At 57.1% G+C, this 21,957-nt stretch carries 23 protein-coding genes; 13 read left to right on the forward strand and 10 right to left on the reverse strand.

Annotation, left to right across the window (positions count from 1 at the left end; translation table 11 throughout):
* The first annotated feature begins 41 nt into the window (after positions 1-41).
* From ACR0AD_RS18105 to ACR0AD_RS18125, 5 genes are read left to right on the forward strand one after another with little or no spacing between them, the layout of a single operon-like run.
* Positions 42-1,136 (forward strand): M24 family metallopeptidase, encoded by a 1,095-nt coding sequence (locus ACR0AD_RS18105; protein WP_480488829.1) that lies wholly within the window; start codon positions 42-44, stop codon positions 1,134-1,136.
* On the forward strand, positions 1,136-2,143 hold the full coding sequence (locus ACR0AD_RS18110; RefSeq protein ID WP_480477613.1) for an ABC transporter permease subunit: 1,008 nt from the start codon (positions 1,136-1,138) through the stop codon (positions 2,141-2,143). The genes ACR0AD_RS18105 and ACR0AD_RS18110 overlap by 1 nt, the downstream gene beginning before the upstream one ends.
* Positions 2,143-3,045 (forward strand): ABC transporter permease subunit, encoded by a 903-nt coding sequence (locus ACR0AD_RS18115; protein ID WP_480488831.1) that lies wholly within the window; start codon positions 2,143-2,145, stop codon positions 3,043-3,045. Before ACR0AD_RS18110 ends, ACR0AD_RS18115 begins: the two co-directional genes overlap by 1 nt.
* Before the next feature lie 4 nt (positions 3,046-3,049).
* Positions 3,050-4,027, forward strand: coding sequence for an ABC transporter ATP-binding protein (locus tag ACR0AD_RS18120; protein WP_480488833.1), 978 nt, complete (start codon positions 3,050-3,052; stop codon positions 4,025-4,027).
* On the forward strand, positions 4,024-4,980 hold the full coding sequence (locus ACR0AD_RS18125) for a dipeptide ABC transporter ATP-binding protein (protein ID WP_480488835.1): 957 nt from the start codon (positions 4,024-4,026) through the stop codon (positions 4,978-4,980). Before ACR0AD_RS18120 ends, ACR0AD_RS18125 begins: the two co-directional genes overlap by 4 nt.
* Before the next feature lie 73 nt (positions 4,981-5,053).
* Here the strand turns inward: ACR0AD_RS18125 and ACR0AD_RS18130 are convergent, their stop codons facing one another.
* Positions 5,054-5,824, reverse strand: a complete 771-nt coding sequence (locus tag ACR0AD_RS18130; protein ID WP_480488837.1) for a transporter substrate-binding domain-containing protein — start codon at positions 5,822-5,824, stop codon at positions 5,054-5,056.
* 121 nt (positions 5,825-5,945) lie between these two features.
* Here ACR0AD_RS18130 and ACR0AD_RS18135 point away from each other — a divergent pair, with 121 nt between their 5' ends.
* From ACR0AD_RS18135 to ACR0AD_RS18145, 3 genes are read left to right on the forward strand one after another with little or no spacing between them, the layout of a single operon-like run.
* On the forward strand, positions 5,946-6,686 hold the full coding sequence (locus ACR0AD_RS18135; protein ID WP_480488839.1) for an amino acid ABC transporter ATP-binding protein: 741 nt from the start codon (positions 5,946-5,948) through the stop codon (positions 6,684-6,686).
* Between the two features lie 9 nt (positions 6,687-6,695).
* Positions 6,696-7,454, forward strand: a complete 759-nt coding sequence (locus tag ACR0AD_RS18140) for an amino acid ABC transporter permease (RefSeq protein WP_480488840.1) — start codon at positions 6,696-6,698, stop codon at positions 7,452-7,454.
* An 11-nt stretch (positions 7,455-7,465) separates the two neighbouring features.
* Complete coding sequence (locus tag ACR0AD_RS18145) at positions 7,466-7,801, forward strand: carboxymuconolactone decarboxylase family protein (RefSeq protein WP_480484652.1); 336 nt, start codon at positions 7,466-7,468, stop codon at positions 7,799-7,801.
* Between the two features lie 31 nt (positions 7,802-7,832).
* Here the strand turns inward: ACR0AD_RS18145 and ACR0AD_RS18150 are convergent, their stop codons facing one another.
* The gene (locus ACR0AD_RS18150) at positions 7,833-8,765 is read right to left on the reverse strand and encodes a hydrogen peroxide-inducible genes activator (RefSeq protein ID WP_480488842.1); all 933 of its coding nucleotides are present in this window, start codon (positions 8,763-8,765) and stop codon (positions 7,833-7,835) included.
* 107 nt (positions 8,766-8,872) lie between these two features.
* Between ACR0AD_RS18150 and katG the strand changes: the two genes are divergently transcribed.
* On the forward strand, positions 8,873-11,053 hold the full coding sequence (gene katG / locus ACR0AD_RS18155; RefSeq protein WP_480488844.1) for a catalase/peroxidase HPI: 2,181 nt from the start codon (positions 8,873-8,875) through the stop codon (positions 11,051-11,053).
* A gap of 69 nt (positions 11,054-11,122) precedes the next feature.
* On the opposite strand, the gene ACR0AD_RS18160 is transcribed toward katG, so the two are convergent.
* The 6 genes from ACR0AD_RS18160 to ACR0AD_RS18185 all read right to left on the reverse strand — a co-directional run bounded on the left by ACR0AD_RS18160 (position 11,123) and on the right by ACR0AD_RS18185 (position 15,905).
* Positions 11,123-11,965 (reverse strand): fumarylacetoacetate hydrolase family protein, encoded by an 843-nt coding sequence (locus tag ACR0AD_RS18160; RefSeq protein WP_480488846.1) that lies wholly within the window; start codon positions 11,963-11,965, stop codon positions 11,123-11,125.
* Between the two features lie 18 nt (positions 11,966-11,983).
* Entirely contained in the window at positions 11,984-12,739 is a 756-nt protein-coding gene (locus ACR0AD_RS18165; protein ID WP_480484656.1) for an SDR family oxidoreductase, read from the reverse strand.
* Positions 12,740-12,873: 134 nt separating this feature from the next.
* Positions 12,874-13,704 carry an amidohydrolase family protein gene (locus ACR0AD_RS18170; RefSeq protein ID WP_480484657.1) on the reverse strand — a complete coding sequence of 277 codons (831 nt, stop codon included), beginning with the start codon at positions 13,702-13,704 and terminating at the stop codon, positions 12,874-12,876.
* Positions 13,701-14,129 (reverse strand): RbsD/FucU family protein, encoded by a 429-nt coding sequence (locus ACR0AD_RS18175; RefSeq protein WP_480488848.1) that lies wholly within the window; start codon positions 14,127-14,129, stop codon positions 13,701-13,703. Before ACR0AD_RS18175 ends, ACR0AD_RS18170 begins: the two co-directional genes overlap by 4 nt.
* Positions 14,119-15,171 carry an aldo/keto reductase gene (locus ACR0AD_RS18180; protein ID WP_480488850.1) on the reverse strand — a complete coding sequence of 351 codons (1,053 nt, stop codon included), beginning with the start codon at positions 15,169-15,171 and terminating at the stop codon, positions 14,119-14,121. Before ACR0AD_RS18180 ends, ACR0AD_RS18175 begins: the two co-directional genes overlap by 11 nt.
* Complete coding sequence (locus tag ACR0AD_RS18185) at positions 15,168-15,905, reverse strand: GntR family transcriptional regulator (protein WP_480484660.1); 738 nt, start codon at positions 15,903-15,905, stop codon at positions 15,168-15,170. The genes ACR0AD_RS18180 and ACR0AD_RS18185 overlap by 4 nt, the downstream gene beginning before the upstream one ends.
* A gap of 81 nt (positions 15,906-15,986) precedes the next feature.
* Here ACR0AD_RS18185 and ACR0AD_RS18190 point away from each other — a divergent pair, with 81 nt between their 5' ends.
* The 4 genes from ACR0AD_RS18190 to ACR0AD_RS18205 are packed head-to-tail and all read left to right on the forward strand — an operon-like array spanning position 15,987 to position 21,101.
* Entirely contained in the window at positions 15,987-17,540 is a 1,554-nt protein-coding gene (locus ACR0AD_RS18190) for a UxaA family hydrolase (RefSeq protein ID WP_480484661.1), read from the forward strand.
* Between the two features lie 41 nt (positions 17,541-17,581).
* Positions 17,582-19,105: a sugar ABC transporter ATP-binding protein gene (locus ACR0AD_RS18195; RefSeq protein ID WP_480488852.1), complete on the forward strand. Its 1,524-nt coding sequence runs from the start codon at positions 17,582-17,584 to the stop codon at positions 19,103-19,105.
* On the forward strand, positions 19,105-20,112 hold the full coding sequence (locus ACR0AD_RS18200; protein WP_480484663.1) for an ABC transporter permease: 1,008 nt from the start codon (positions 19,105-19,107) through the stop codon (positions 20,110-20,112). The genes ACR0AD_RS18195 and ACR0AD_RS18200 overlap by 1 nt, the downstream gene beginning before the upstream one ends.
* A gap of 44 nt (positions 20,113-20,156) precedes the next feature.
* The gene (locus ACR0AD_RS18205; RefSeq protein ID WP_480484664.1) at positions 20,157-21,101 is read left to right on the forward strand and encodes a substrate-binding domain-containing protein; all 945 of its coding nucleotides are present in this window, start codon (positions 20,157-20,159) and stop codon (positions 21,099-21,101) included.
* 54 nt (positions 21,102-21,155) lie between these two features.
* Here the strand turns inward: ACR0AD_RS18205 and ACR0AD_RS18210 are convergent, their stop codons facing one another.
* Positions 21,156-21,455, reverse strand: a complete 300-nt coding sequence (locus ACR0AD_RS18210; RefSeq protein ID WP_480484665.1) for a CcdB family protein — start codon at positions 21,453-21,455, stop codon at positions 21,156-21,158.
* On the reverse strand, positions 21,455-21,685 hold the full coding sequence (locus ACR0AD_RS18215; protein ID WP_480484666.1) for a type II toxin-antitoxin system CcdA family antitoxin: 231 nt from the start codon (positions 21,683-21,685) through the stop codon (positions 21,455-21,457). The genes ACR0AD_RS18210 and ACR0AD_RS18215 overlap by 1 nt, the downstream gene beginning before the upstream one ends.
* Between the last annotated feature and the right edge of the window lie 272 nt (positions 21,686-21,957).

A 21,957-nucleotide genomic window follows, 5' to 3' on the forward strand; every position in this document is an offset into this window, starting at 1 on the left:
GTTTGGCGGCTCCGGCTTTCTTATTGAGGAGGTCGGCCTGAATGCCGGATCTGTCCGAATATCGTCAACTGGCACGGGACCTGTCAGTCGACGCAGTAGCTCTTGTGCCTGGCCCGAACTTCACCCGCGCTTTGGGAAAAGCTTTCATGAGCCACGAGCGGCCTTTCGTGGTTATTGTCCCGGCTGAGGGACAGGCCGCAGCGATTGTGCCCAATCTGGAACTGGCGTCATGGGATCTTGTAGGGTTCGAGGGCGCTGTTTTCGATTGGCGCGATCAGACCGGTTATGATGATGCGTTTACTGCTTTGGCCGCACATATGCCGATCCGCTCTCTTGCGGTGGAAGGTCAGGTGATGCGGGTTTTTGTCTCTGTGGCTTTCACACGTGCTATGCCGGACTTGCGGATCGTTGACGGTGAACGCGAAATCTCGGGCCTGCGCATTATCAAAACCGATGAAGACATTGCTGCGATGCAGGCGGCCATCGATATCTCGGAACGTGCTCTGGGTCGTGTGATTGCAGATGTGCGCGTCGGTCAGACTGAAAAACAGGTCGAGCAGGCCCTGATACAGGCGCTGTTTGCAGAAGGAGCCGAGTCTCTGGCGTTTTCGCCAATCGTTGCGGCTGCCGACAACTCTGCACGGCCGCATGGGAAAGCACGCAGCGACTACCAGATCAGGGCAGGCGACGCGTTACTGTTCGATTTCGGCGCCTGCAACGATGGTTTTGCCGCTGACATCACGCGAACCTTCTTTGTTCAAGACGTATCGGACGAGGGTAGGGAAGTCTACGATACCGTTCTGCGCGCCAACAAAGCCGGGTTCGAAGCTTGCCGCCCGGGTGCAACGGCCCATGACATCGACGATGCGGTCATCAGCGTGCTCGAGGCCTCGCCATTTGCGGATCGTATACGTACCAAAACGGGCCACGGGCTTGGCCGGGATGTGCACGAGGCACCTTATATCATGCGCGGAAACCACCAGAAAATTCTGCCGGGCATGGTCTGGACGAATGAACCAGGTCTCTACGCGCTCGAAAGTTTTGGCGTTCGCATCGAAGATGACGTGCTTGTCACTGTGGATGGTTGCCGGTCGCTGACCGATTTCCCCAAAGAGCTTACAGTCATAGGTCGCTGATGTTTGGTTACTTACTCACCCGCATTGGCCTGTTCGTCCCGACTTTTCTGGGCGTGACGTTGATCTCATTCATGTTCATCCGGGTGTTGCCGGGTGATCCGATCATCGTCATGGCCGGCGAGCGTGGCATGACTGAAGAACGCTATCAGGAAATGGTAGAAAAGCTGGGTTTCGACAAACCGGTGTTGCAGCAATACTGGGAATACCTTGCCGGAGTTTTGCAGGGCGATCTCGGCGAAAGCTTTGTCACAAAAAAACCGGTCTGGGAGGAGTTCTTTTCGCTGTTCCCCGCGACAATGGAACTTTCGCTCTGCGCCATGATCTTCGCCATCGCATTGGGTCTGCCTGCCGGTGTGATTGCGGCGGTGAACCGGGGGAAGTTTTTTGACAGGGCACTGATGTCTTCGGCATTGGTCGGGTATTCGATGCCCATCTTCTGGTGGGCGCTGCTGCTGATCATCGTGTTTTCGGGCAATCTTGGCTGGACACCGGTGTCCGGTCGGATCGACCTGCTTTATTACTTCCCAAGTGTCACTGGCTTTATGCTGATCGACAGTCTTTTGTCCGGGCAGGAAGGCGCATTCGGGTCGGCCGTTCGTCATCTGATCCTTCCGACGATTGTGCTGGGTACTATTCCGCTGGCAGTGATCGCGCGTCAGACCCGGTCGGCGATGCTGGAGGTTCTGGGCGAGGATTACATCCGCACTGCACGTGCAAAAGGGTTGTCGCCGACCCGGGTAAACGGGCTGCATGCGCTACGTAACGCGCTGATACCGGTTGTCACGGTGATCGGGTTGTCGGTTGGTACGTTGCTGGCGGGGGCAATTCTTACTGAAACCATCTTCAGCTGGCCGGGCATCGGCAAGTGGATGGTCGATAGTATTTTCCGCAGGGATTACCCGGTGGTGCAAGGGGGTTTGCTGATGATCGCGGTGATCGTGATGCTGGTGAACCTGCTGGTCGATGTTTTGTACGGCATCATCAACCCCAAAATCCGGAGACGATGATGACCGAGCTTTCGTCGAACCAGCCAATGGCCGAAAATCGTCCCAGCGCACTGCGAGAGTTCTGGTACTATTTCAGCGAAAACCGCGGTGCCGTGATCGGGTTGTGGGTTTTTGCCGCCTTTGTGTTCTGTGCGGCCTTTGCCCCTTTGTTGGCCCCCTATGATCCGACCGAACAGTTCCGGGACCATATCCTGCAACCCCCTGCCTGGCAGGAAGGCGGAAGCTGGGCCTTCCCGTTGGGCACCGATCCTTTGGGCAGGGATATGCTGTCGCGGCTGATCATGGGTTCACGCTATTCCTTCTTTGTGGGGATCGTTGTGGTCTGTGTTGCCGTAACGGGCGGCGTAATGGTCGGCCTTCTGTCGGGTTTTGCGCCCAAATGGGTTGATACGTTGATTATGCGGGTGATGGACATCGTCCTGGCTTTCCCGTCTCTGCTGCTTGCCCTTGTTCTGGTCGCCATTCTGGGCCCATCACTGACCAATGCGATGATCGCCATCGCCATCGTGTTTCAACCGCATTACGTGCGCCTGACCCGCGCGTCGGTTCTGGCGGAACGGCAGAAAGACTATGTGACCTCGGCCCGTGTGGCCGGTGCTGGCAAGTCGCGGCTGATGTTCATCACGGTATTGCCCAACTGTCTGGCGCCAATCATCGTGCAGGCGGCCCTGTCTTTTTCGACTGCCATTCTGGACGCGGCGGCCCTTGGGTTTCTGGGCATGGGCGCGCAGCCCCCCACGCCGGAATGGGGCACCATGCTGGCTGAAGCGCGCGAGTTCATCCTGCGCGCATGGTGGGTTGTAACCTTCCCCGGTCTCGCGATTCTGGTCACCGTGCTTGCCATCAATCTGATGGGTGACGGGTTGCGGGATGCGCTGGACCCGAAACTGAAACGGAGCTGATCGCATGAGCCTTTTGCAGATCCGTAATCTGACTGTTGAGTTCGCCACATCTTCGGGTAGTTTCCGCGCCGTGGACGGTGTCGATCTGTCGGTCGACAAAGGCGAATTGCTGGCCATCGTCGGCGAAAGCGGTTCGGGCAAGTCCGTGTCGATGCTGGCACTGATGGGCTTGCTGCCCTGGACCGCCACGATCACCGCCGATGAGATGAGCTTTGAGGGCCGTGACCTGTCCGGTATCTCGGCCCGCGAACGGCGCAAGATCATTGGTAAGGACATGGCGATGATCTTTCAGGAACCGATGTCCTCGCTGAACCCCTGTTTTACTGTCGGGTTTCAGATCAAAGAGGCATTGCGCATCCACCTTGGCCTGAACCGAAAAGAGCGTCACGAGCGTGCGGTCGAATTGTTCGATCAGGTTGGCATTCCCGCGCCTGAAAGCCGCCTGAATTCCTTTCCGCATCAGATGTCAGGGGGCATGAACCAACGGGTTGTGATCGCGATGGCCATTGCCTGCAACCCCAAGCTGCTGATCGCGGATGAACCGACCACGGCGCTGGACGTGACCATTCAGGCGCAGATTCTGGATCTGTTGATCCGGTTGCGTAATGAGCATGGCATGGGTCTGGTTCTGATCACCCATGACATGGGTGTCGTGGCGGAAACCGCCGAGCGGGTTCAGGTGCAATATGCCGGGCAAAAGGTTGAAGAACAGCCTGTCAGGGATTTGTTTCGAACGCCGCGTCATCCCTATACCACGGCCCTGCTAAGTGCTTTGCCGGAGCGGGCAACGTCCAAGATTCTGCCGACGATTCCAGGTGTTGTCCCGGGGCAATTCGACCGGCCAAAAGGATGCCTTTTCAGCCCACGGTGCCGCTTTGCCGATGCGACCTGCGCTCAGACCCCGCCGACCCCTCATGCCGAGGCATTTGGCAAAGCGCGCTGTCACTATGTTGAAAAGATTGCCGCCGGAGAGCTGGTATGACCACACCTATCGTTCAGGCCAACGCCCTGGCCCGGTTTTACACGGTCAAAGGCGGGTTGCTGTCCAAACCCGCAACCGTAAAGGCGCTGTCGGGGGTGGATTTCGACCTGCAACCGGGAAAAACATTGGCCATTGTCGGAGAGTCAGGCTGTGGCAAGTCTACGCTGGCCAGACTGATCACAATGATCGAAGAACCAACCTCGGGCAGCCTGACGATAAACGGGGTCGAAATTACCCCTTCGCAATGGAGCAAGATGCGAGAGACGGTGCAGATCGTCTTTCAGGATCCCTATAGCTCGTTGAATCCGCGTCAGCGCATCGGCCAGATCCTGCAGGAACCGCTGATCATCAACCGGCCACAGATGACAGCCGCCGATCGCGAAAAGCACGCTCGCAAGATGATCGAGATGGTAGGCCTGCGCCCCGAACATTATGACCGCTATCCGCATATGTTCTCGGGTGGGCAACGCCAGCGGATCGCTATTGCAAGGGCGCTTATGCTGGATCCCAAGGTGCTGGTTCTGGATGAACCTGTTTCGGCGCTGGATGTTTCGATTCAATCGCAGATCCTGAACCTGCTGGTCGATCTTCAGGAACGGCTGAACCTGGCCTACCTGTTCATTTCACATGACTTGTCGGTTGTCCGGCATTTCGCCGATGACGTGATTGTTATGTATCTGGGGCGCGCGGTTGAAAAAGGTCCGAAAGAGCAGCTGTTCGCGGCACCCCGACATCCGTACTCCAAGGCGTTGCTGTCCACGACGCCCCGCGCCGACCCGGATGCCCGCAAAGAACGGATCAAGCTGGAAGGCGAGTTGCCGTCACCGATGAATATCCCGAAAGGGTGCGCTTTTGCGCAACGATGCTGGCTTGCGACGGACCAGTGCAGGCAAACATTGCCTGAACTGGATGACGAAACCCATCAGGTCGCGTGTCTGCATCCTCTTTTCTGAAGAACCAGATGGCAGACGAAAACGCCCGGGCCATAGGACCGGGCGTCAGGAAGTCCGCACGTCCTTGAAGGCGTCAGAGCCCCCATTTCTCGCGGTTTGCTTCAAAAAAACCTTCCGCTTTTTTCACTTCGATCCAGTTGTTCACATAGTTGATCCAGATCTGATCGCCTTGTGGCAGGATCATCGCAATCGGCGAAGGTGATCGGGGGCCGGCGTTTTTCACGCGGATAACAGGAAACTTCTCTTCAAGGGTCGAGCCCTCGATGTTCGACGTTATGAATACATCAGCACGACCGGCGATTACTTCCTGATACCCGCGGGCCGGGGCCTCGACCACCTTGATCTCGGCGTTTGGAAACCATTCACGGACCCGTTTTTCGAATGTGGTGCCCAAAGTCGTCGCGACCTTCACACCGGCCTGATTGATCGAGTCATACCCGTCGAACTTGTCGGCCTTGTCCTTGGTTGTGTAGGGGAAGAGCTCCACCGAGATATAGCTGTCGGAAAAACCGGCAACTTTCATGCGCGGTGGTGAAATCGATGCAGACCCGGTCAAGTGGTACTTGCCTGCCACCACACCGTTGACCAGTGTTTTCCAGTCCGTGGGGACAAATTCGACCTCAACCCCAAGATCGGCGGCCAATGCATTCATAATGTCGATGTCGTACCCTTTGTAACTGTTGGTTGCCGGGTCGCGCAGTGTCATCGGGTTCCAGTCACCTGTGGTACCAACCTTGAGAACGCCGGAATCCAGCACCTCGTTCAGCGCAGATTGCGCCTGTGCGGAACCGGACAATACAAGCCCCAACACGGCAACCGCCGCGGCTTTCCAAAAAACGCTCATAGGTATCTCCCGTTGGTGGCGTTACGACCTTGTGATTGCAATCCTCATTGATTTCAGTCCAAAGGGAAAGATAACCTCAAGAAAATATTACTATGGGGCAAAAACGGGGGCAGTTCAGCTTATGGCAGGCGCCGCAATCGAGCTTGTGGGCGTGAATAAGTGGTATGACACGTTTCACGTTCTCAAGGACATTAACCTGACGGTCAGCAGCGGCGAAAAGGTGGTGATTTGCGGGCCTTCGGGGTCAGGCAAATCCACGGTCGTTCGGTGTATCAACCGGTTGGAAAAACACCAGAAAGGTATCATTCGGGTAGATGGGGTTGAGCTGTCGGATGACGTCAAGTCTACGGCAACCATACGGTCCGATGTCGGAATGGTGTTCCAGCAATTCAATCTGTTTCCGCATTTGACCGTTTTGGAAAACCTGACTTTGGGTCCGATCAAAGCGCGCGGCCTGAGCCGGAAGGACGCAGAGGAAAAAGCGCGCCATTATCTGGATCGTGTACATATCCCCGATCAGGCGGACAAAAAGCCAATGCAGTTGTCTGGTGGCCAGCAACAACGCGTAGCGATTGCACGATCCTTGTGCATGGAACCGCGCGCGCTGTTGTTCGATGAACCCACGTCGGCTCTGGACCCCGAGATGATCTCAGAAGTGTTGGAAGTTATGGTTGAACTGGCGAGTGAGGGCATGACCATGGTGGTCGTGACCCACGAGATGGGGTTTGCCCGGAAAGTGGCTGACAAAATGATATTCATGGATGCTGGTGAAATCGTCGAAGTAGGCAACCCGGAACATTTCTTCACCAACCCTCAGTCTGACCGCTGTCGCAAATTCCTGTCTCAGATACTGCAGCACTGAGAGGGGCAGATGAAAAAACTTCTACTAATTGTACCTTTGCTGCTGCTGGTAGGCTGTTCGTCTTCCCAGACCTGGGGTTGGTATGTGATCGACCCGACCACTGCATCGGGCTGGATCAATGTGAAATTTCTGATCTCGGGGATGGGGGCAACGATCCAGATTTCACTGATCGCAGCGGCGATGTCGATCATCATCGGATTGTTGGTGGCCCTGCCGGGATTGTCCGAGAAACGCGGCTGGCGGCTGGTTAACCGTGTTTACGTTGAATTTATTCGCGCCATTCCCCTGCTGCCAATGCTATTCTGGGTCTTTTATGGCTTGCCCATCGTGTTCAAGTCGATGGGCATGATTGTCCCCATCGATCCCTTTTGGGGTGCGATCATCACATTGGCGATTTCTGACAGCGCCTTCACTGCCGAGATTTACCGCGCAGGCATTCAATCCATTGCGCGAGGTCAAAGCGAAGCGGCGCAGACCATCGGGCTGAACTACGTGCAGACCATGCGTTATGTGATCCTGCCGCAGGCAATCCGGCGCATTCTGCCGCCCTTGGCAAACCAGTTCATCTACATCGTAAAGATGAGTGCATTCGCCAGCGTCATCGGGATGCAGGAACTGACCCGCCGCGCGAATGAGCTGGTGGTTACGGAATACCGCCCGTTGGAAATCTATACCCTGTTGATCTTTGAATACCTGATCCTGGTTCTGATCATCAGTGCGGGTGTGCGCTGGCTGGAGCGTCGCATGGGCGCGGACGAGCGCGGATAAGGAGAATTGATATGGACTGGAAAGCTTTCATGGCCGAGACCGAGGCCAATATCGGAACTTTTTCGCAGGAAGTGCCCGAAACCGTGCGCGGCTTTGGCATCATGGGCAAGGCCGCCAAGACCAATGGCGCACTAAGTGAGAAAACCAAGGAATTCATGGCCCTTGGCATCGCCATTGCGACCCGCTGCGACAGCTGCATAGGGTTTCACGTGCGTTCCCTTGTCCGGCTGGGTGCAACCCGAGACGAGATGTGCGAGGCATTGGCGATGGCGACCTATATGGGCGGCGGGCCGTCTTATGCTTACAGCGCCAAAGCGTTGAAGGCTTATGATGTGTTTTCCGGGTAATTGCCGCGCAAATCACCAAAGCGGATTGTGATCAGCCGTTTGGTTCCGGGTCAGCGTGCCCTAGACCTCCCGCGTTTTCCTCGGCAGTTTTGCGAATAATTGCACCGATTTTCAGCAGGTTTTCACCCAGCGGGTTGGTCTTTCGCCAGATCAGGCCGATGGTCCGGGTTGGTGGAGTATCCTGAAAGCGGGCGATGGACACGTCGGCAGACCGTGTTTCCAGCCCCACCGCCATTTCCGGTATCAGTGTCACACCGATGCCCGCCCCGACCATCTGCACCAGTGTGGACAGAGAACTGCCCTCCATAATGTGCTGCGGTTCGATGTTGCGGATCGAACAGAACGAAAGCGCCTGATCCCTGAAACAATGCCCTTCTTCCAGCAACAGCAGCCGCATCGTTCTGAGCTGTGACGAACTTGGCATTGGCAACCCGGCGTCCCGCGCCGGGCGAACCAGCAGAAAGTCTTCGTTGAACAACGAAAATTCCCGAAGGCTGGGTTCCGAGACAGGCAAAGCGACAACAGCAAAATCCAGCCTGGAGTCCAAAATTTCGCCGATCAGGGTTTGGGTGATGGTCTCTTTGGGCTCGATCGTCAGCTGTGGGAATCGTTGGGACAGTGCCTTGATGATTGATGGCAGCAAGTAAGGCGCGACCGTGGGGATGACCCCGATTCTGATGCGACCCGACAAGGGACCGGCGGAAGATTGCACAAGGTTCCCCAAATCCTCGACCCGCGTCAGGATTTCGCGGCCATGTTTTAGGACATCTTCGCCAAGCGCGGTCAGGCGCGTCTCGCGCGCTGCGCGTTCGACCAAGGGGCCACCCATGATGGCCTCCAGCTCTTTGATTTGTATGGAAAGCGCGGGTTGCGAAATCGCGCTGGCCGCCGCGGCTTTGCCAAAATGGCGGTAGGTGGCAAGCGCTTCGAAGTAGCGCAGGTGTTTAAGCGTGAGTGACTTCATAGGAAAAACTAATCGCAACGATAGTAATTACAAATTTCCAATTATCGAAACTGTGGGGTACGAGTCAAGACATCTGAACCCCTCGGTAAATACTCAGGAGATTTACAATGGACGGTAATCCCCACAATCACCAATCCGGCGGCTGCCCAGTCTTGCATGGCGGGAACACGGGTACGGGCAACTCTGTCACCAAATGGTGGCCGGATGCGCTGAACCTGGACATTCTGAGCCAGCATGACACGCGCACCAACCCGATGGACGCGGATTACAACCACCGCGAAGCAGTCAAAGGGCTGGATTTCAACGCTGTCCGCGCAGATGTCGAGGCGTTGCTGACCGACAGTCAGGACTGGTGGCCAGCCGATTGGGGCCACTATGGCGGCCTGATGATCCGTCTGGCGTGGCACTCTGCCGGGTCGTACCGCCTGGGGGATGGTCGCGGCGGCGCAGGTTCGGGCAACATCCGTTTTGCACCGCTGAACTCGTGGCCGGACAATGCCAGCCTTGATAAAGCGCGCCGTCTGCTCTGGCCGGTGAAAAAGAAATACGGCAACGCGCTGTCCTGGGCAGACCTGATTGTTTTGTCGGGAACGGTTGCCTACGAATCCATGGGTCTGAAGACCTTTGGCTTTGGCTTTGGCCGCGAAGATATCTGGGGCCCGGAAAAAGACGTCTACTGGGGTTCGGAAAACCAGTGGCTGGCCCCGTCCGAGAACCGTTATGGCGATCTGGAAACCCCCGGAACGCTGGAAAACCCGCTGGGTGCGGTGCATATGGGCCTGATCTATGTGAACCCAGAAGGTGTGAACGGTAACCCGGATCCAGCAAGAACTGCGCTGCACATCCGCGAAACCTTTGCCCGCATGGCGATGAATGACGAAGAGACCGCCGCTCTGACCTGTGGTGGTCACACGGTCGGCAAAGCGCATGGCGCGATGGCGGGCGATCATATCGGCGCCGAACCCGAAGCCTGCCCGGTCTCCGGTCAGGGTCTGGGATGGGACAACCCCGATCAGAACGGCAAGGCAACCAACGCATTCACGTCTGGTATCGAGGGTGCGTGGACGAAAAACCCGACCAAATTCGACATGGGCTTTTTCGATTACCTGTTCGGATATGAGTGGGAATTGGGAAAATCGCCCGCGGGTGCCAACCAGTGGCAGCCTGTCGACATGCCGGAAGATGAAAAGCCGGTCGACCCGACCGATCCTTCTATTCGCCGTATGCCGATGATGACCGATGCGGACATGGCAATGAAGATCGATCCGACATACAACGCGATCTGTCAGAAGTTCATGGCCGACCCGGATTACTTTGCTGACACCTTTGCCCGCGCGTGGTTCAAGCTGACCCACCGCGACATGGGGCCACGCGTCAATTACTATGGCCCAGACGTCCCGACAGAAGAGCTGATCTGGCAGGACCCGATCCCTGCCGGTTCGACCGGGTATGACGTCGATGCCGTCAAGGCAAAGATCGCCGACAGTGGTCTGACCGCGGTCGAGATGATCACCACCGCATGGGACAGCGCCCGTACCTTCCGTGGCTCGGACAAACGCGGCGGCGCAAACGGTGCGCGTATCCGTCTGGCACCTCAGAGAGACTGGGCAGGGAACGAGCCCGAGCGTCTGGCAAAAGTGCTGGGCGTTCTGGAGCCGATTGCAGCGGAAACCGGGGCCTCGATCGCCGACGTAATCGTTCTGGCGGGTAACGTCGGTCTGGAACAGTCGATCAAAGCCGCAGGCTTTGACATGACGGTTCCGTTCTCGGCTGGTCGCGGCGACGCAACAGATGAGCAGACCGATGCGGACAGCTTCTCGGTGCTGGAGCCGCTGGCGGACGGGTTCAGAAACTGGCAGCTGAAGGAATACGCGGTATCACCCGAGGCGATGATGCTGGACCGTGCGCAACTGCTGGGTCTGACCGCAGCTGAAATGACGGTTCTGGTTGGTGGCCTGCGTGTGCTGGGTGCCAATCACGGCGGATCGGCGCACGGGGTCTTCACGGATCGCGTGGGTCAGTTGACCACCGACTTCTTCGTCAACCTGACGGATATGTCGCTTAGCTGGCACCCGGTTGACGGTGGCACATATGAGCTGCGTGATCGTGCCTCGGGTGAGGTCAGGTTCACCGCAACCAGCGCGGATCTGGTTTTCGGCTCGAACTCAATCCTGCGTGGCTATGCCGAGGTCTATGCCCAGGACGATAATGCCCAGAAGTTCGTGCGCGATTTCGTGGCGGCGTGGACCAAGATCATGAACAACGACCGGTTCGATCTGGTAGCCTAAGTCAAAAATTATCAGGCGAGGGAAACCTCGCCTGATAATGTATTCGGGCTGACATCTGGTTGTGCCCGATTATCCCGCGATCACATTCTGTTTTTGAACACCCAGGCCTTCGATGCCTAATTCCATCGTGTCGCCGGGTTTCAGATAGACTTGCGGGTTTTGCCCCATGCCTACACCCGGCGGAGTTCCGGTCGAGATCACATCGCCCGGTTGCAGGGACATGAATTGCGACAGGTGTGAGATCACAGTTGCCACCCCGAAATGCATCGTCCGGGTCGAGCCGTCCTGATAACGGTGGCCGTTGACCTCAAGATACATCGGCAGGTTCTGAGGGTCTGCAACCTCGTCCCGCGTTACCAGCCATGGACCAATGGGGCCGAATGTGTCTGCCGACTTGCCCTTGACCCACTGCCCCGAGCGGTGAAGCTGAAAATCACGTTCTGACAGGTCATTGACCACACAATAACCTGCGACGTGATCCATCGCTTCGGCCTCGGAGATGTATTTAGCTTCCTTGCCGATCACGACGCCCAACTCGACCTCCCAGTCGGTCTTGACGGACCCGCGCGGGATTTCCACCGTGTCGTTCGGACCGATAATGGCCGATGTCGCCTTGAAGAAGATCACAGGTTCCTGCGGCAATTCCATACCGCTTTCTGCCGCGTGGTCGGCATAGTTCAGGCCGATGCAAATGAACTTGCCCACTTGGCCGACACACGCCCCTAAACGGGTGTTGCCTTCAACCATCGGCAAATCCTGTGGATCCAGCGCGCGCAGTCGCGCCAAACCTTCGTCGCTGAGAACGTCGCCCGAAATATCGTCGATGACGCCTGACAGGTCGCGAATTGTGCCATCGTCGTGCAGTAGCCCAGGCTTTTCTGCACCCAAGGCGCCAAACCGCAGTAGTTTCATATTGTGATCCCTTTCAGATTAAATCGCCCATCCGCCATCAATGGCAAAGGGCTGACCTGTGGTAAATGCGCTGCTGTCACTCGCAAGGTAGAGCGCCAGTTCGGCAATCTCGTCGGCAGTCCCAATGCGCCCCATCGGCTGGCGGGCGATGAAATCCGTCATCGCCTTTTCGTAGTCGCCCGTCGCCCGCAAACGCTCGTGCAGGCTGGGGCTGTCAACGGTGCCGGGGCAGATAGCATTGCACCGGATGCCCTGCGTGACGAAATCGGCGGCGATCGACTTGGTCAGGCCAATTACGGCAGCCTTTGATGCGCAATATACAAACCGGTTTGGAACGCCCTTCATCGACGATGCGACCGAGGACATATTGATGATCGACCCCCCGCCGTTTTTCAACATCGCGGGCAGGGTCAGACGGATCAGGCGATACATAGCCTTCACATTAAGATCGAAACTGAAATCCCAGTCGTCCTCTTCGCACTCAAGAATGGTGCCGTTTGCCACGTAACCCGCGCAATTGAACAGGATATCCAACGGTGGCAATTCAGCCACGGCACGTTTTACGGCATGCGCGTCTGTCACGTCGAGATGGATTGGAGAGATCCTGTCGATCTCCGAAAGCCCGGCCAAAGTGGTTTCGTTGATGTCGCTTGCAAAGACATGCGCGCCTTCGGCTGCGAACAGTTCGGCCGTGGCACGTCCGATGCCCTGCCCAGCGGCGCTGATGAATGCGGTTTTGCCTTTTAGTCGGTCAGAAGGCTGATGCGATGTCATTCTGGTCCTCATGATTTTCCCGAAGCCGGGTGGTGTGTTGGGGATAACTGCCTTGTTGTTCGCGCCTCAGGGAAAAGATTGGGCAGGTTCAGCGGGCGCAAAGCAGTGCGTGTTTGGGGTTCGGTGCGGCACCGTCAAATCCTGATGTGATAAGCCTTTGCCGCATTCCCTCCGAGGATGGCCGCACGGTCATTGGAGGAAAGTGCGCTTAGCAGTTCGTCGGTTGCATCTACCCATCGTTCATAGCTGCTGGCCAATGTGCAGACCGGCCAGTCGCTGCCCCAGATCAACCGCGATGGTCCGAACGTGTTCAGTAGGTGATCCACATAGGGGTACAGGTCCCGAACCGTCCAGTCAGGTGCAGCTTCGGTGACAAGACCGGACAGTTTGCAGAACGCGTTGGTGTCCCGCGCGATGGCGGCCATGTCTTCGGCCCACCCGTCAAATGCACCGTCCCGGATCAGAGGTTTCGAGCCATGGTCAATCACAACCCGCATGTCCGGGTGCTGTGTCAGAAGGCGACGCAACGGCCCCAGGTGCCGGGGCAGGGTGAGGGCATCGAAAGTCAGATCTTTAGATTGGATGGCCTCAAAGGCAGGTCTCAGGGCTGCGCCGAGCATCCAGTTCGGATCAGCGATATCCTGAATCATTGGCCGCAGACCAACCAAAGCGGGATGAGTGGCTAGTCTGATGATTTGTGCACGCGCATCAGGGGCGTCGAAACCGACCCAGCCAACCACACCTTTGATAAAAGGTGTCTTGTCCGCCAGTGACAACAGGTACTTCGTTTCGGCGACGGTCGACGCTGCCTGAACCAGAATTGTCCCGTCGATGCCCTGTGCTTGCAACAATGGCGCAAGATCACCTGGCCCGAAGTCCCGGTAAATCTGGCCCAAATCCGGTGTCAGCCACCCATAGTCACCACGTGCCAGCGCCCAAAAATGCTGATGGGCGTCGATCTTCATGCAATCACGCCTTTCTTCAGGATGATGTTGCCGTACAGCCTGCGCTCGCCGGTCTGAATGATGGCAAATGCGGATGCCGCGCGTTGGTAGAAGTCGAACCGGTCCAGACCCTGAATTTGCGCGGGGTTGTCAGCCTGCGCGTCGATGATCTTTTGGAAATCTGCGACGGCCTCGGGCACGGCTTCGGGATCACCGACAACCTGCATGGTCAGCGCGGGGTCGGGTACGAATGTGTCCAGCGGCATGACAGACAACACCGCGCCAAGCAGATCACTTGCCGTTGAACCATCCGCACGAATGCAGTCAGGCCCAAGGTTGGAGCCCGGGAAATTGGCGTCCGCAATAACGATGTCATCGCCATGGCCCATGGCGCGCAAGGCGTACAGCAACTCAGGAGACAACAGCGGGTCGAGGTTACGCAGCATTGACAGGTTCCTTGGGCAAGGGGGCATCTGGCCGGATCAGGCCTTCGGTACGCAGGTCTGACCAAAGCTGGGCGGGGATAGTCCGCTCCAGCAGGGCGACATTGGCTTGAACCTCGGCCGCATTGACGGCGCCCGGAACAACCGTTTTCACGGCGGGGTGTCCCAGAACAAATTGCAGCGCGGCTGCGATCAGCGGTGTGTCATGGGCCGCACAGACAGTTTCGATCCTGCGCACCCGTTCAAGAATATCCTCAGGCGCATCGGAATAGTTATACTTGGCCCCAGGCACCGGTCCGGTGGCGAGGATACCTGAGTTATACGGCCCGCCCAGAATGATGCCCACATCGCGTTTCTCGCAAAGTGGCAGAAAACTGTCCAAAGCTTCCTGCTCCAAAAGCGTATACCGACCTGCCAGCAGGAACCCGTCGAAATCGCCAAGACCCAGCAGTTTTTCGCAAACCTGCCATTCATTCACGCCGGCGCCAATCGCAGCGATCTCACCTGCATCGCGCAGTTCAACCAGCGCCTTGTACCCGCCGCCATCGAACAACTCGCGTACTTTGGCGTCTGACATTTCCTGACTGCCCTGACTGAAAGCGCAGACGTCATGCACCAGAAGAATGTCCGCATTGGCAACACCTGTCCGGTCCCGGCTTGCCTCATATGACCGCATGACGCCGTCATAGGTATAGTCGAACACAATGCGTTTCTGCGGAACGTCCACAAACGCTTCGGGTGTCACCTCATGTGGTTCGCAATCCAACAGCAGACGACCGATTTTGGTTGATAGCTGAATGTTCTCACGCCCAAACCGCCTGATCGCTTCGCCAAAGCGATACTCGGACCGCCCCAACCCGTATTGCGGCGCGGTGTCGAAGAACCGGATGCCTGCGTCAAAAGCGGATTGCAACGCAGCCTGCGCATCAGCATCCGAGACCTTGCGATAAAGATTGCCCAATGGCGCGCCGCCAAACCCCATGCGGGTCAGCGGTACAGGCCGGGACGTCCTGTTGTTCAGAAGGGCGGTTTGCGAAACGGTCATCCTGCCTCTCGGGTGTTTTGGGGGGGTAAATTGAACAGCTGCGGTCTTTCCTGTTGCAGCTGTTCTATCCGAGGCATCAGTTGCCCAAGGTGATGGCGCATGGCGTCTTGTGCTGCACGTTCATCATGGGCGCAGATGGCATCGAATATCGCCCGGTGTTCGGCCAGTGTTTCCGCGATGCGGCCGGGTGTCGGCAACAGCAACATACGCGCGCGGCTGACCTGTAGCGACACCGTCTGCGCCACATCCGGCAAGCGAAGCATCCCGGTGAACGCCATCAACAGGGCGTGGAATTCTTCATCCGCGTGATAGAACCCGGCAATGTCGTCATCTTCGATCAACAGCTCTTGCAGGCGCACGTTGCGGCTCAGCTTTTTGCGCTGATCATCGGTCAGGTCACGCGCAACCTTGGCCACAGTTGCCAGCTCCAGGGCCTCTCGCAGAAAGGCGCCTTCGCGTATTTCATCCATCGAGAAATAGGACACGCGTGTACCCGATTGCGGCACCACATCCACCAGTCCTTCGGCGGCAAGCCTGGTGATGGCGTCCGCGACAGGTGCGCGGGATACACCCAGGCGCGTGCAGATTGGTGCCTTTCTCAGATTGGCACCGGGAGGGAAATCCAGTGCCAGGATCGCCTGTTTGATGGATTGGTAAACCCGCTGCGCAAGCGATCCCTCAAATGTTGAAATGTCGGGCAGGCGGGTGGCGTCAATGTCATATGGGTGGTTCATGAATCTGAACTATCATACTAACATGTTAGTTGACAAGAGTGGATTATCCCCGTAGCTCTGTGGCGAACAAGCGGGGAATCCATGCGCCCAGTTTCAGAGATCAAAACCCCGGGAGGCCCGGCCCGTGACACAATCCGGCTGAACCCGGATGACAACGTGATCATCGCGTTGCGCGACCTGAAAGCCGACGCGCAACCGGATGGGATATCGATACGGCTTCCCACGGACATCGCACGCGGGCACAAGATCGCCACCGCCCCGATTGCGGCGGGTGAAAATGTGATCCGCTATGGACAGATCATAGGTCAGGCCAAAGCGGATATCGCCGCGGGCGAGCATGTTCATGTCCATAATCTGGGTATGGGGGCGCATCAGCAGGACTACGCATATGCAAGCGCGAACGCGCCGCTGCCCGAGATTTCAGGCGACCGTATCTTCCAGGGCTTCCACCGCGCCGATGGCAAGGTCGGCACGCGCAACTACATCGGCATTTTGACAACGGTGAATTGCTCTGGCTCCGTGGCGCGGTTCATCGCCGAAGCCGCCGAGAAACGGGGCTTATTGGACGCGTACCCGAATGTGGACGGTATCGTCCCGATCGTTCATGGCACTGGATGCGGCATGTCGGGCAAAGATGAAGGCTACGCCACGTTGTTTCGAACGCTGGCGGGATATGCCCAGCACCCGAATTTCGCCGGTATCCTGTTGATCGGTTTGGGCTGCGAGGTGATGCAGGTGGCCGATCTGGTTGGCGGTCGTCCGATCCGTCCTGATGGCGTGCTGCGTTACATGACCATTCAGAGTGAGGGCGGCACACGCCGTACCATTGAACGTGGATTGAACGAGCTGCGCGGGATTGCCGACCTCGCGAACAAGGCCGAACGCAAACCTGCGCCGATCAGTGCGATAACGGTCGGAATGCAATGCGGCGGGTCGGATGGGTATTCCGGGATCACCGCCAATCCTGCTTTGGGTTATGCGTCGGATCTGTTGGTGCGGCATGGCGGTACGACGATCCTGTCCGAAACCTCGGAAATCTATGGCGCGGAACACCTTTTGACCCGGCGGGCCGAGACCGTTGAGGTCGGGGAAAAGCTGATCGAACGCATTCGCTGGTGGGAGGGGTATACACAGCGCAACGGCGGCGAGATGAACAACAACCCAAGCCCGGGCAACAAGCGCGGCGGGTTGACGACCATTCTTGAGAAATCGCTTGGCGCCGTCGCCAAGGGCGGCACCGCGCCCTTGCGCGGTGTTTACAAGTTCGGCGAGAAAATCGACAAGGCCGGCTTTGTTTTCATGGACAGCCCCGGTTTTGATCCATGCTCGGTCACGGGGCAGGTAGCGTCAGGCGCGAACCTGATCGTGTTCACCACCGGGCGGGGCTCGGTTTCGGGATATCAACCAACACCCTGCATCAAGCTGGCTACCAATTCCGAAATGTATGCCCGGATGTCGGAAGACATGGATCTGAACTGTGGGGATATCGTCACAGACGGTGTGAGCATTGAGGCAAAAGGCGAAGAGCTGTTCGAAATGCTGATCCGCGTCGCATCGGGTGAACAAACAAAAAGCGAAGAACTTGGCTTTGGTGGGGTCGAATTTGTGCCCTGGCAAATCGGCGCGGTGATGTAGGCGGCACCACCCCTTGGGGAGAGGGGTGTTTGGGAGGATAAATGAAAAAACTGGTCGACATGTCGGGGATCGAGAAACACTTTCCCGGAGTCCATGCGCTGAAATCAGTGCAGTTCGATCTGGTGCCCGGTGAAGTCCATGCGCTGATGGGCGAGAACGGCGCGGGAAAAAGCACGCTGATGAAAATCCTCTCGGGGATTTATCAGCGCGACGGTGGCACATTGCAAATCGAAGGACGTGATGCAAACCCAACCACGCCACGCGAGGCGCAGGCTTTGGGTATCGGCATCATCCATCAGGAACTGAGCCTGATGAATGATCTGACAGTGGCACAGAATATTTTTATCGGCCGCGAACCTCGTAAACGGTTTGGCCGACTGAACGATGCTGCGTTGAATGCACATACGGCCGAGATCTTTGCGTCCATGAACCTAAACCTCGACCCCAAGGCGCAGGTCGGCAGTCTGACCATTGCGAAACAACAGATGGTCGAGATCGCCAAGGCTCTTTCTTACCGGTCCAGGGTTCTGATCATGGATGAACCGACCGCGGCCCTGAACGATGCTGAAATTGCCGAGCTGTTCGTGATCATCCGCCGTCTGAAGGCTGAAGGCGTGGGCATTGTCTATATCAGCCACAAAATGGATGAGCTGAAGCAGATTGCTGACCGGGTTACGGTGATGCGCGACGGAGAATACGTTGGCACCGTTGACGCGGCAGCAACGCCGATCAGCCAGATTATCGCGATGATGGTAGGTCGCGAAGTCAAGGAAGAGCCGCTGGCCCCCCCCGATCTGAGCGATGCCGAGGTTTCGCTGGAAGTGACTGGGCTGTGTCGGGGTCACGAAATCCGCGATGTCAGCTTTTCGGTCCTGAAGGGTGAGATCCTGGGCTTTGCCGGGCTGATGGGGGCCGGACGTACCGAAGTTGCGCGGGCAATCTTCGGGGCTGATCCCAAAGATAGCGGAGAAATCCGGGTGCATGGGCAGGTGGTCTCGATCAGGACACCATCCGATGCCGTCAAGGCGGGCATCGGCTATCTTTCCGAGGATCGCAAGCATTTCGGCCTCGCCACAGGGATGAGCGTTCGTGACAATGTTGCCTTGGCTTCGATGGATATGTTCACCGGACGTGTCGGTGTTCTGAACGATGGTGAAATCAGCACGACGGCCAAGGGTTACATCACGCAGCTGGGCATTCGCACGCCTTCGGACACGCAGGAGGTACGCCTGCTGTCCGGCGGCAATCAGCAGAAAGTTGTCATTGCCAAATGGCTGCTGCGGGATTGCGATATCCTGATTTTCGATGAGCCCACGCGCGGTATCGACGTGGGCGCAAAATCTGAAATCTACAAGCTGCTGGAAGAACTGGCCGGGCAGGGCAAGACGATCATCGTGATTTCGTCGGAACTGCCCGAGATCATGCGCCTAAGCCATCGCATTGCCGTGATGTGCGAAGGCCGACTGACCGGCATTTTGCCGGGCGGCAAAGCCACCACTCAGGAAGACATCATGCATCTGGCGACGCAGCGGGCGGCGGCGATGCAGATAACAGGAACAGCGTAATGACCTCAGCAACGGAAATCGAAAAGAAAAGCCCACTGGCGGGGCTCTCGGAAAGCGGCGCCTACCAAAAGCTGCTGGCCTTCGCCAGCTTGATTGCCTTGCTGATCGGGTTTTCAATCGCGTCGCCGAACTTCATGCAAACTTCAAACATGATCGCCATCTTGCAGGCGACATCGGTCAATGGGGTGCTGGCGGTTGCTGCAACATTGGTCATCATAACTGGCGGGATCGACCTGTCCGTGGGAACTCTGATGACATTCTGTGCCGTTATCGCCGGTGTCGTGCTGACCTATCTCGGAATGCCACTGTTGTTGGGGGTTACGGCAGCGATTGCGGCGGGTGCGTTCTGCGGGCTGTGCTCGGGCACCTTTGTCGCCAAGATGAAAATCCCGCCCTTCATTGCCACGCTGGGTATGATGCTGATCCTAAAAGGGTTGTCGCTGGTGATTTCCGGCACGCGGCCCATCTACTTCAACGACACGCCGGGCTTTGACCAGATTTCGCGCGGGTCGCTGATCGGAAAGGTTTTTCCCGCATTACCGATCCCCAATGGCGTGCTGATCCTTTTCCTTGTTGCCATTGCAGCTTCGTACATTCTGGGGCGCACGGTTCTGGGCAGATACACCTTTGCGCTGGGATCAAACGAAGAGGCGGTGCGCCTATCGGGGGTGAATACCGATCTTTGGAAGATGCGTATTTACGCTCTGGCAGGTGGGATCTGCGGTATCGGTGGAATTCTGATCGCGTCGCGACTGAATTCGGCGCAGCCCGCGCTGGGGCTTGGCTACGAGCTGGAAGCCATCGCTGCCGTCGTGATCGGGGGCACGTCCCTGTCCGGTGGGCGTGGTACAATCCTTGGAACCCTGATCGGTGCCCTGATCATGGCAGTTCTGACCAATGGTTTGCGAGTGCTGTCCGTCGCGCAGGAATGGCAGACCGTTGTCACCGGCGCGATCATCATTCTGGCCGTTTACGCCGATATGGCGCGGCGCAGGAAGACAGGTTGAACAGTCACAAAAATCAGAAACGAAGACCAACTGGAGGAGAAGACATGCTAACACGTCGTTTCATTTTGGGGGCCCTGAGTGCGGCCAGCCTTTCGATACCTGCAACTATGTCATCAGCGGAAGACATATATATTCCGCTGGTGTCCAAAGGGTTTCAGCACCAGTTCTGGCAGGCGGTAAAGTCCGGTGCGGAACAGGCCGCCGAGGAATACGGTGTCACGATCACCTTTGAAGGCCCGGACAACGAAACCATGGTGGATCGTCAGATCGACATGCTGGCGGCGGCCTTGGCCAATAACCCCAAGGCCATCGGTTTTGCCGCTCTGGACAGCCAGGCCGCCATTCCACTGCTGAAGCAAGCTGATGAAAAAGGCATTCCGATCATCGCTTTTGACAGTGGCGTTGACAGCGACATCCCAGTTTCTACAGCAACAACAGACAATCAGGCCGCGGCTGCGCTGGCTGCGGACAAGATGGCCGAGATGATTGGCGGCAAAGGCAAAGTCGCCGTTGTTGCGCATGACCAGACCAGCCGCACAGGCATCGACCGGCGCGACGGCTTCGTCAATCGCATTGCTGAAAAATACCCGGACATCGAAGTTGTCACGGTTCAATACGGTCAGGGTGACCACCTGAAATCGACCGAGGTGACCAAAGCGATCCTGACGGCGAACCCCGATCTGAATGGCATCTTCGGCACCAACGAAGGCTCGGCCATCGGTGTGGTGAATGGTGTGCAGGAACTGGGGACCGAGGGGCTGACCATCATCGGATATGACAGTGGCAAGGCCCAGAAAGATGCGATCAAAAGCGGGCTGATGGCGGGTGCAATCACTCAGAATCCCGTGGGCATCGGGTATGAAACCGTCAAGGCTGCTGTGGCCGCGATGAAGGGCGAAGAAGTTCCTGCCCTGATTGATACCGGGTTCTACTATTACGACGCATCCAACATCGACGATCCAAAGATCGCGGCAGTGCTGTACGACTGATCTTCATTATCATACTTGTTCCTGGCTCTTGGTTCTCCAAGGGCCAGAAGCTTGTCAGAATCCCTGCATTAGCATGTCGACGCCGGCGGTGATCTGCGCAAAGTGATCATCAAGGTTGTCGACCGGCGATTTTAGAATGCCCACCGGAACGGCAGCCATGAATTGGGTTGCCATTACAAACGGTTTGCCCTGGATATCAAAGACGGGATTGAGCCGGGTGGCTGGGATCGGCGCGGTCGCTTCGGGAAGCAGGGGCACGACGACGCGTGTGTTCAACCCGCTCAGCAGATCGCTCTGGATGTCCAGAAGATACCCGTCACCTGACGGGTTGGGGAACACGTCGTATTTTGGCATCAGAACTGTCGGTAGGTGTCCAGCGGTAAGCCATTACGCTCGACATACGCGTTGGAACTCTCAAGTGCGGCCTTGTTTTCGGCATTCCAGCGTTCCGCTTTTGCGCTGGCGACTGCGGCCCGAATGCCGTCTTCGGCTGCGCGGGAAAGATTGATCTTCAGATCCCGCGCCTCGGACAGCATATCGCCATCCAGTGATAGATTTGTCGGTCTACGAGATGGAGCATTCATTTGATTACCCTCTGAACTGCGCCATTTTACCATCACACGATATGCGCGTCAAACATGCGCATATTACGTGAATGGCGGAAGCCCTCTGTTCAGCGGTACGTGGCAATCAGGAGATTTTTGGCCTGAAAAGAGCTTTGCGCTCAGTTCTTCCCCCTCTCATTACTGAGCGACTTTTTGTTTTTGTTTGTGTTTATTGAACTGTTGGTCGAAGAGGTTTTTGAAGGGTCCGTTTTTCTGCATGAGTTGGTCGAGGTTTCCCTGTTCGGCGATAG

The sequence above is a fragment of the Ruegeria sp. BH8 genome (genome assembly GCF_056538065.1).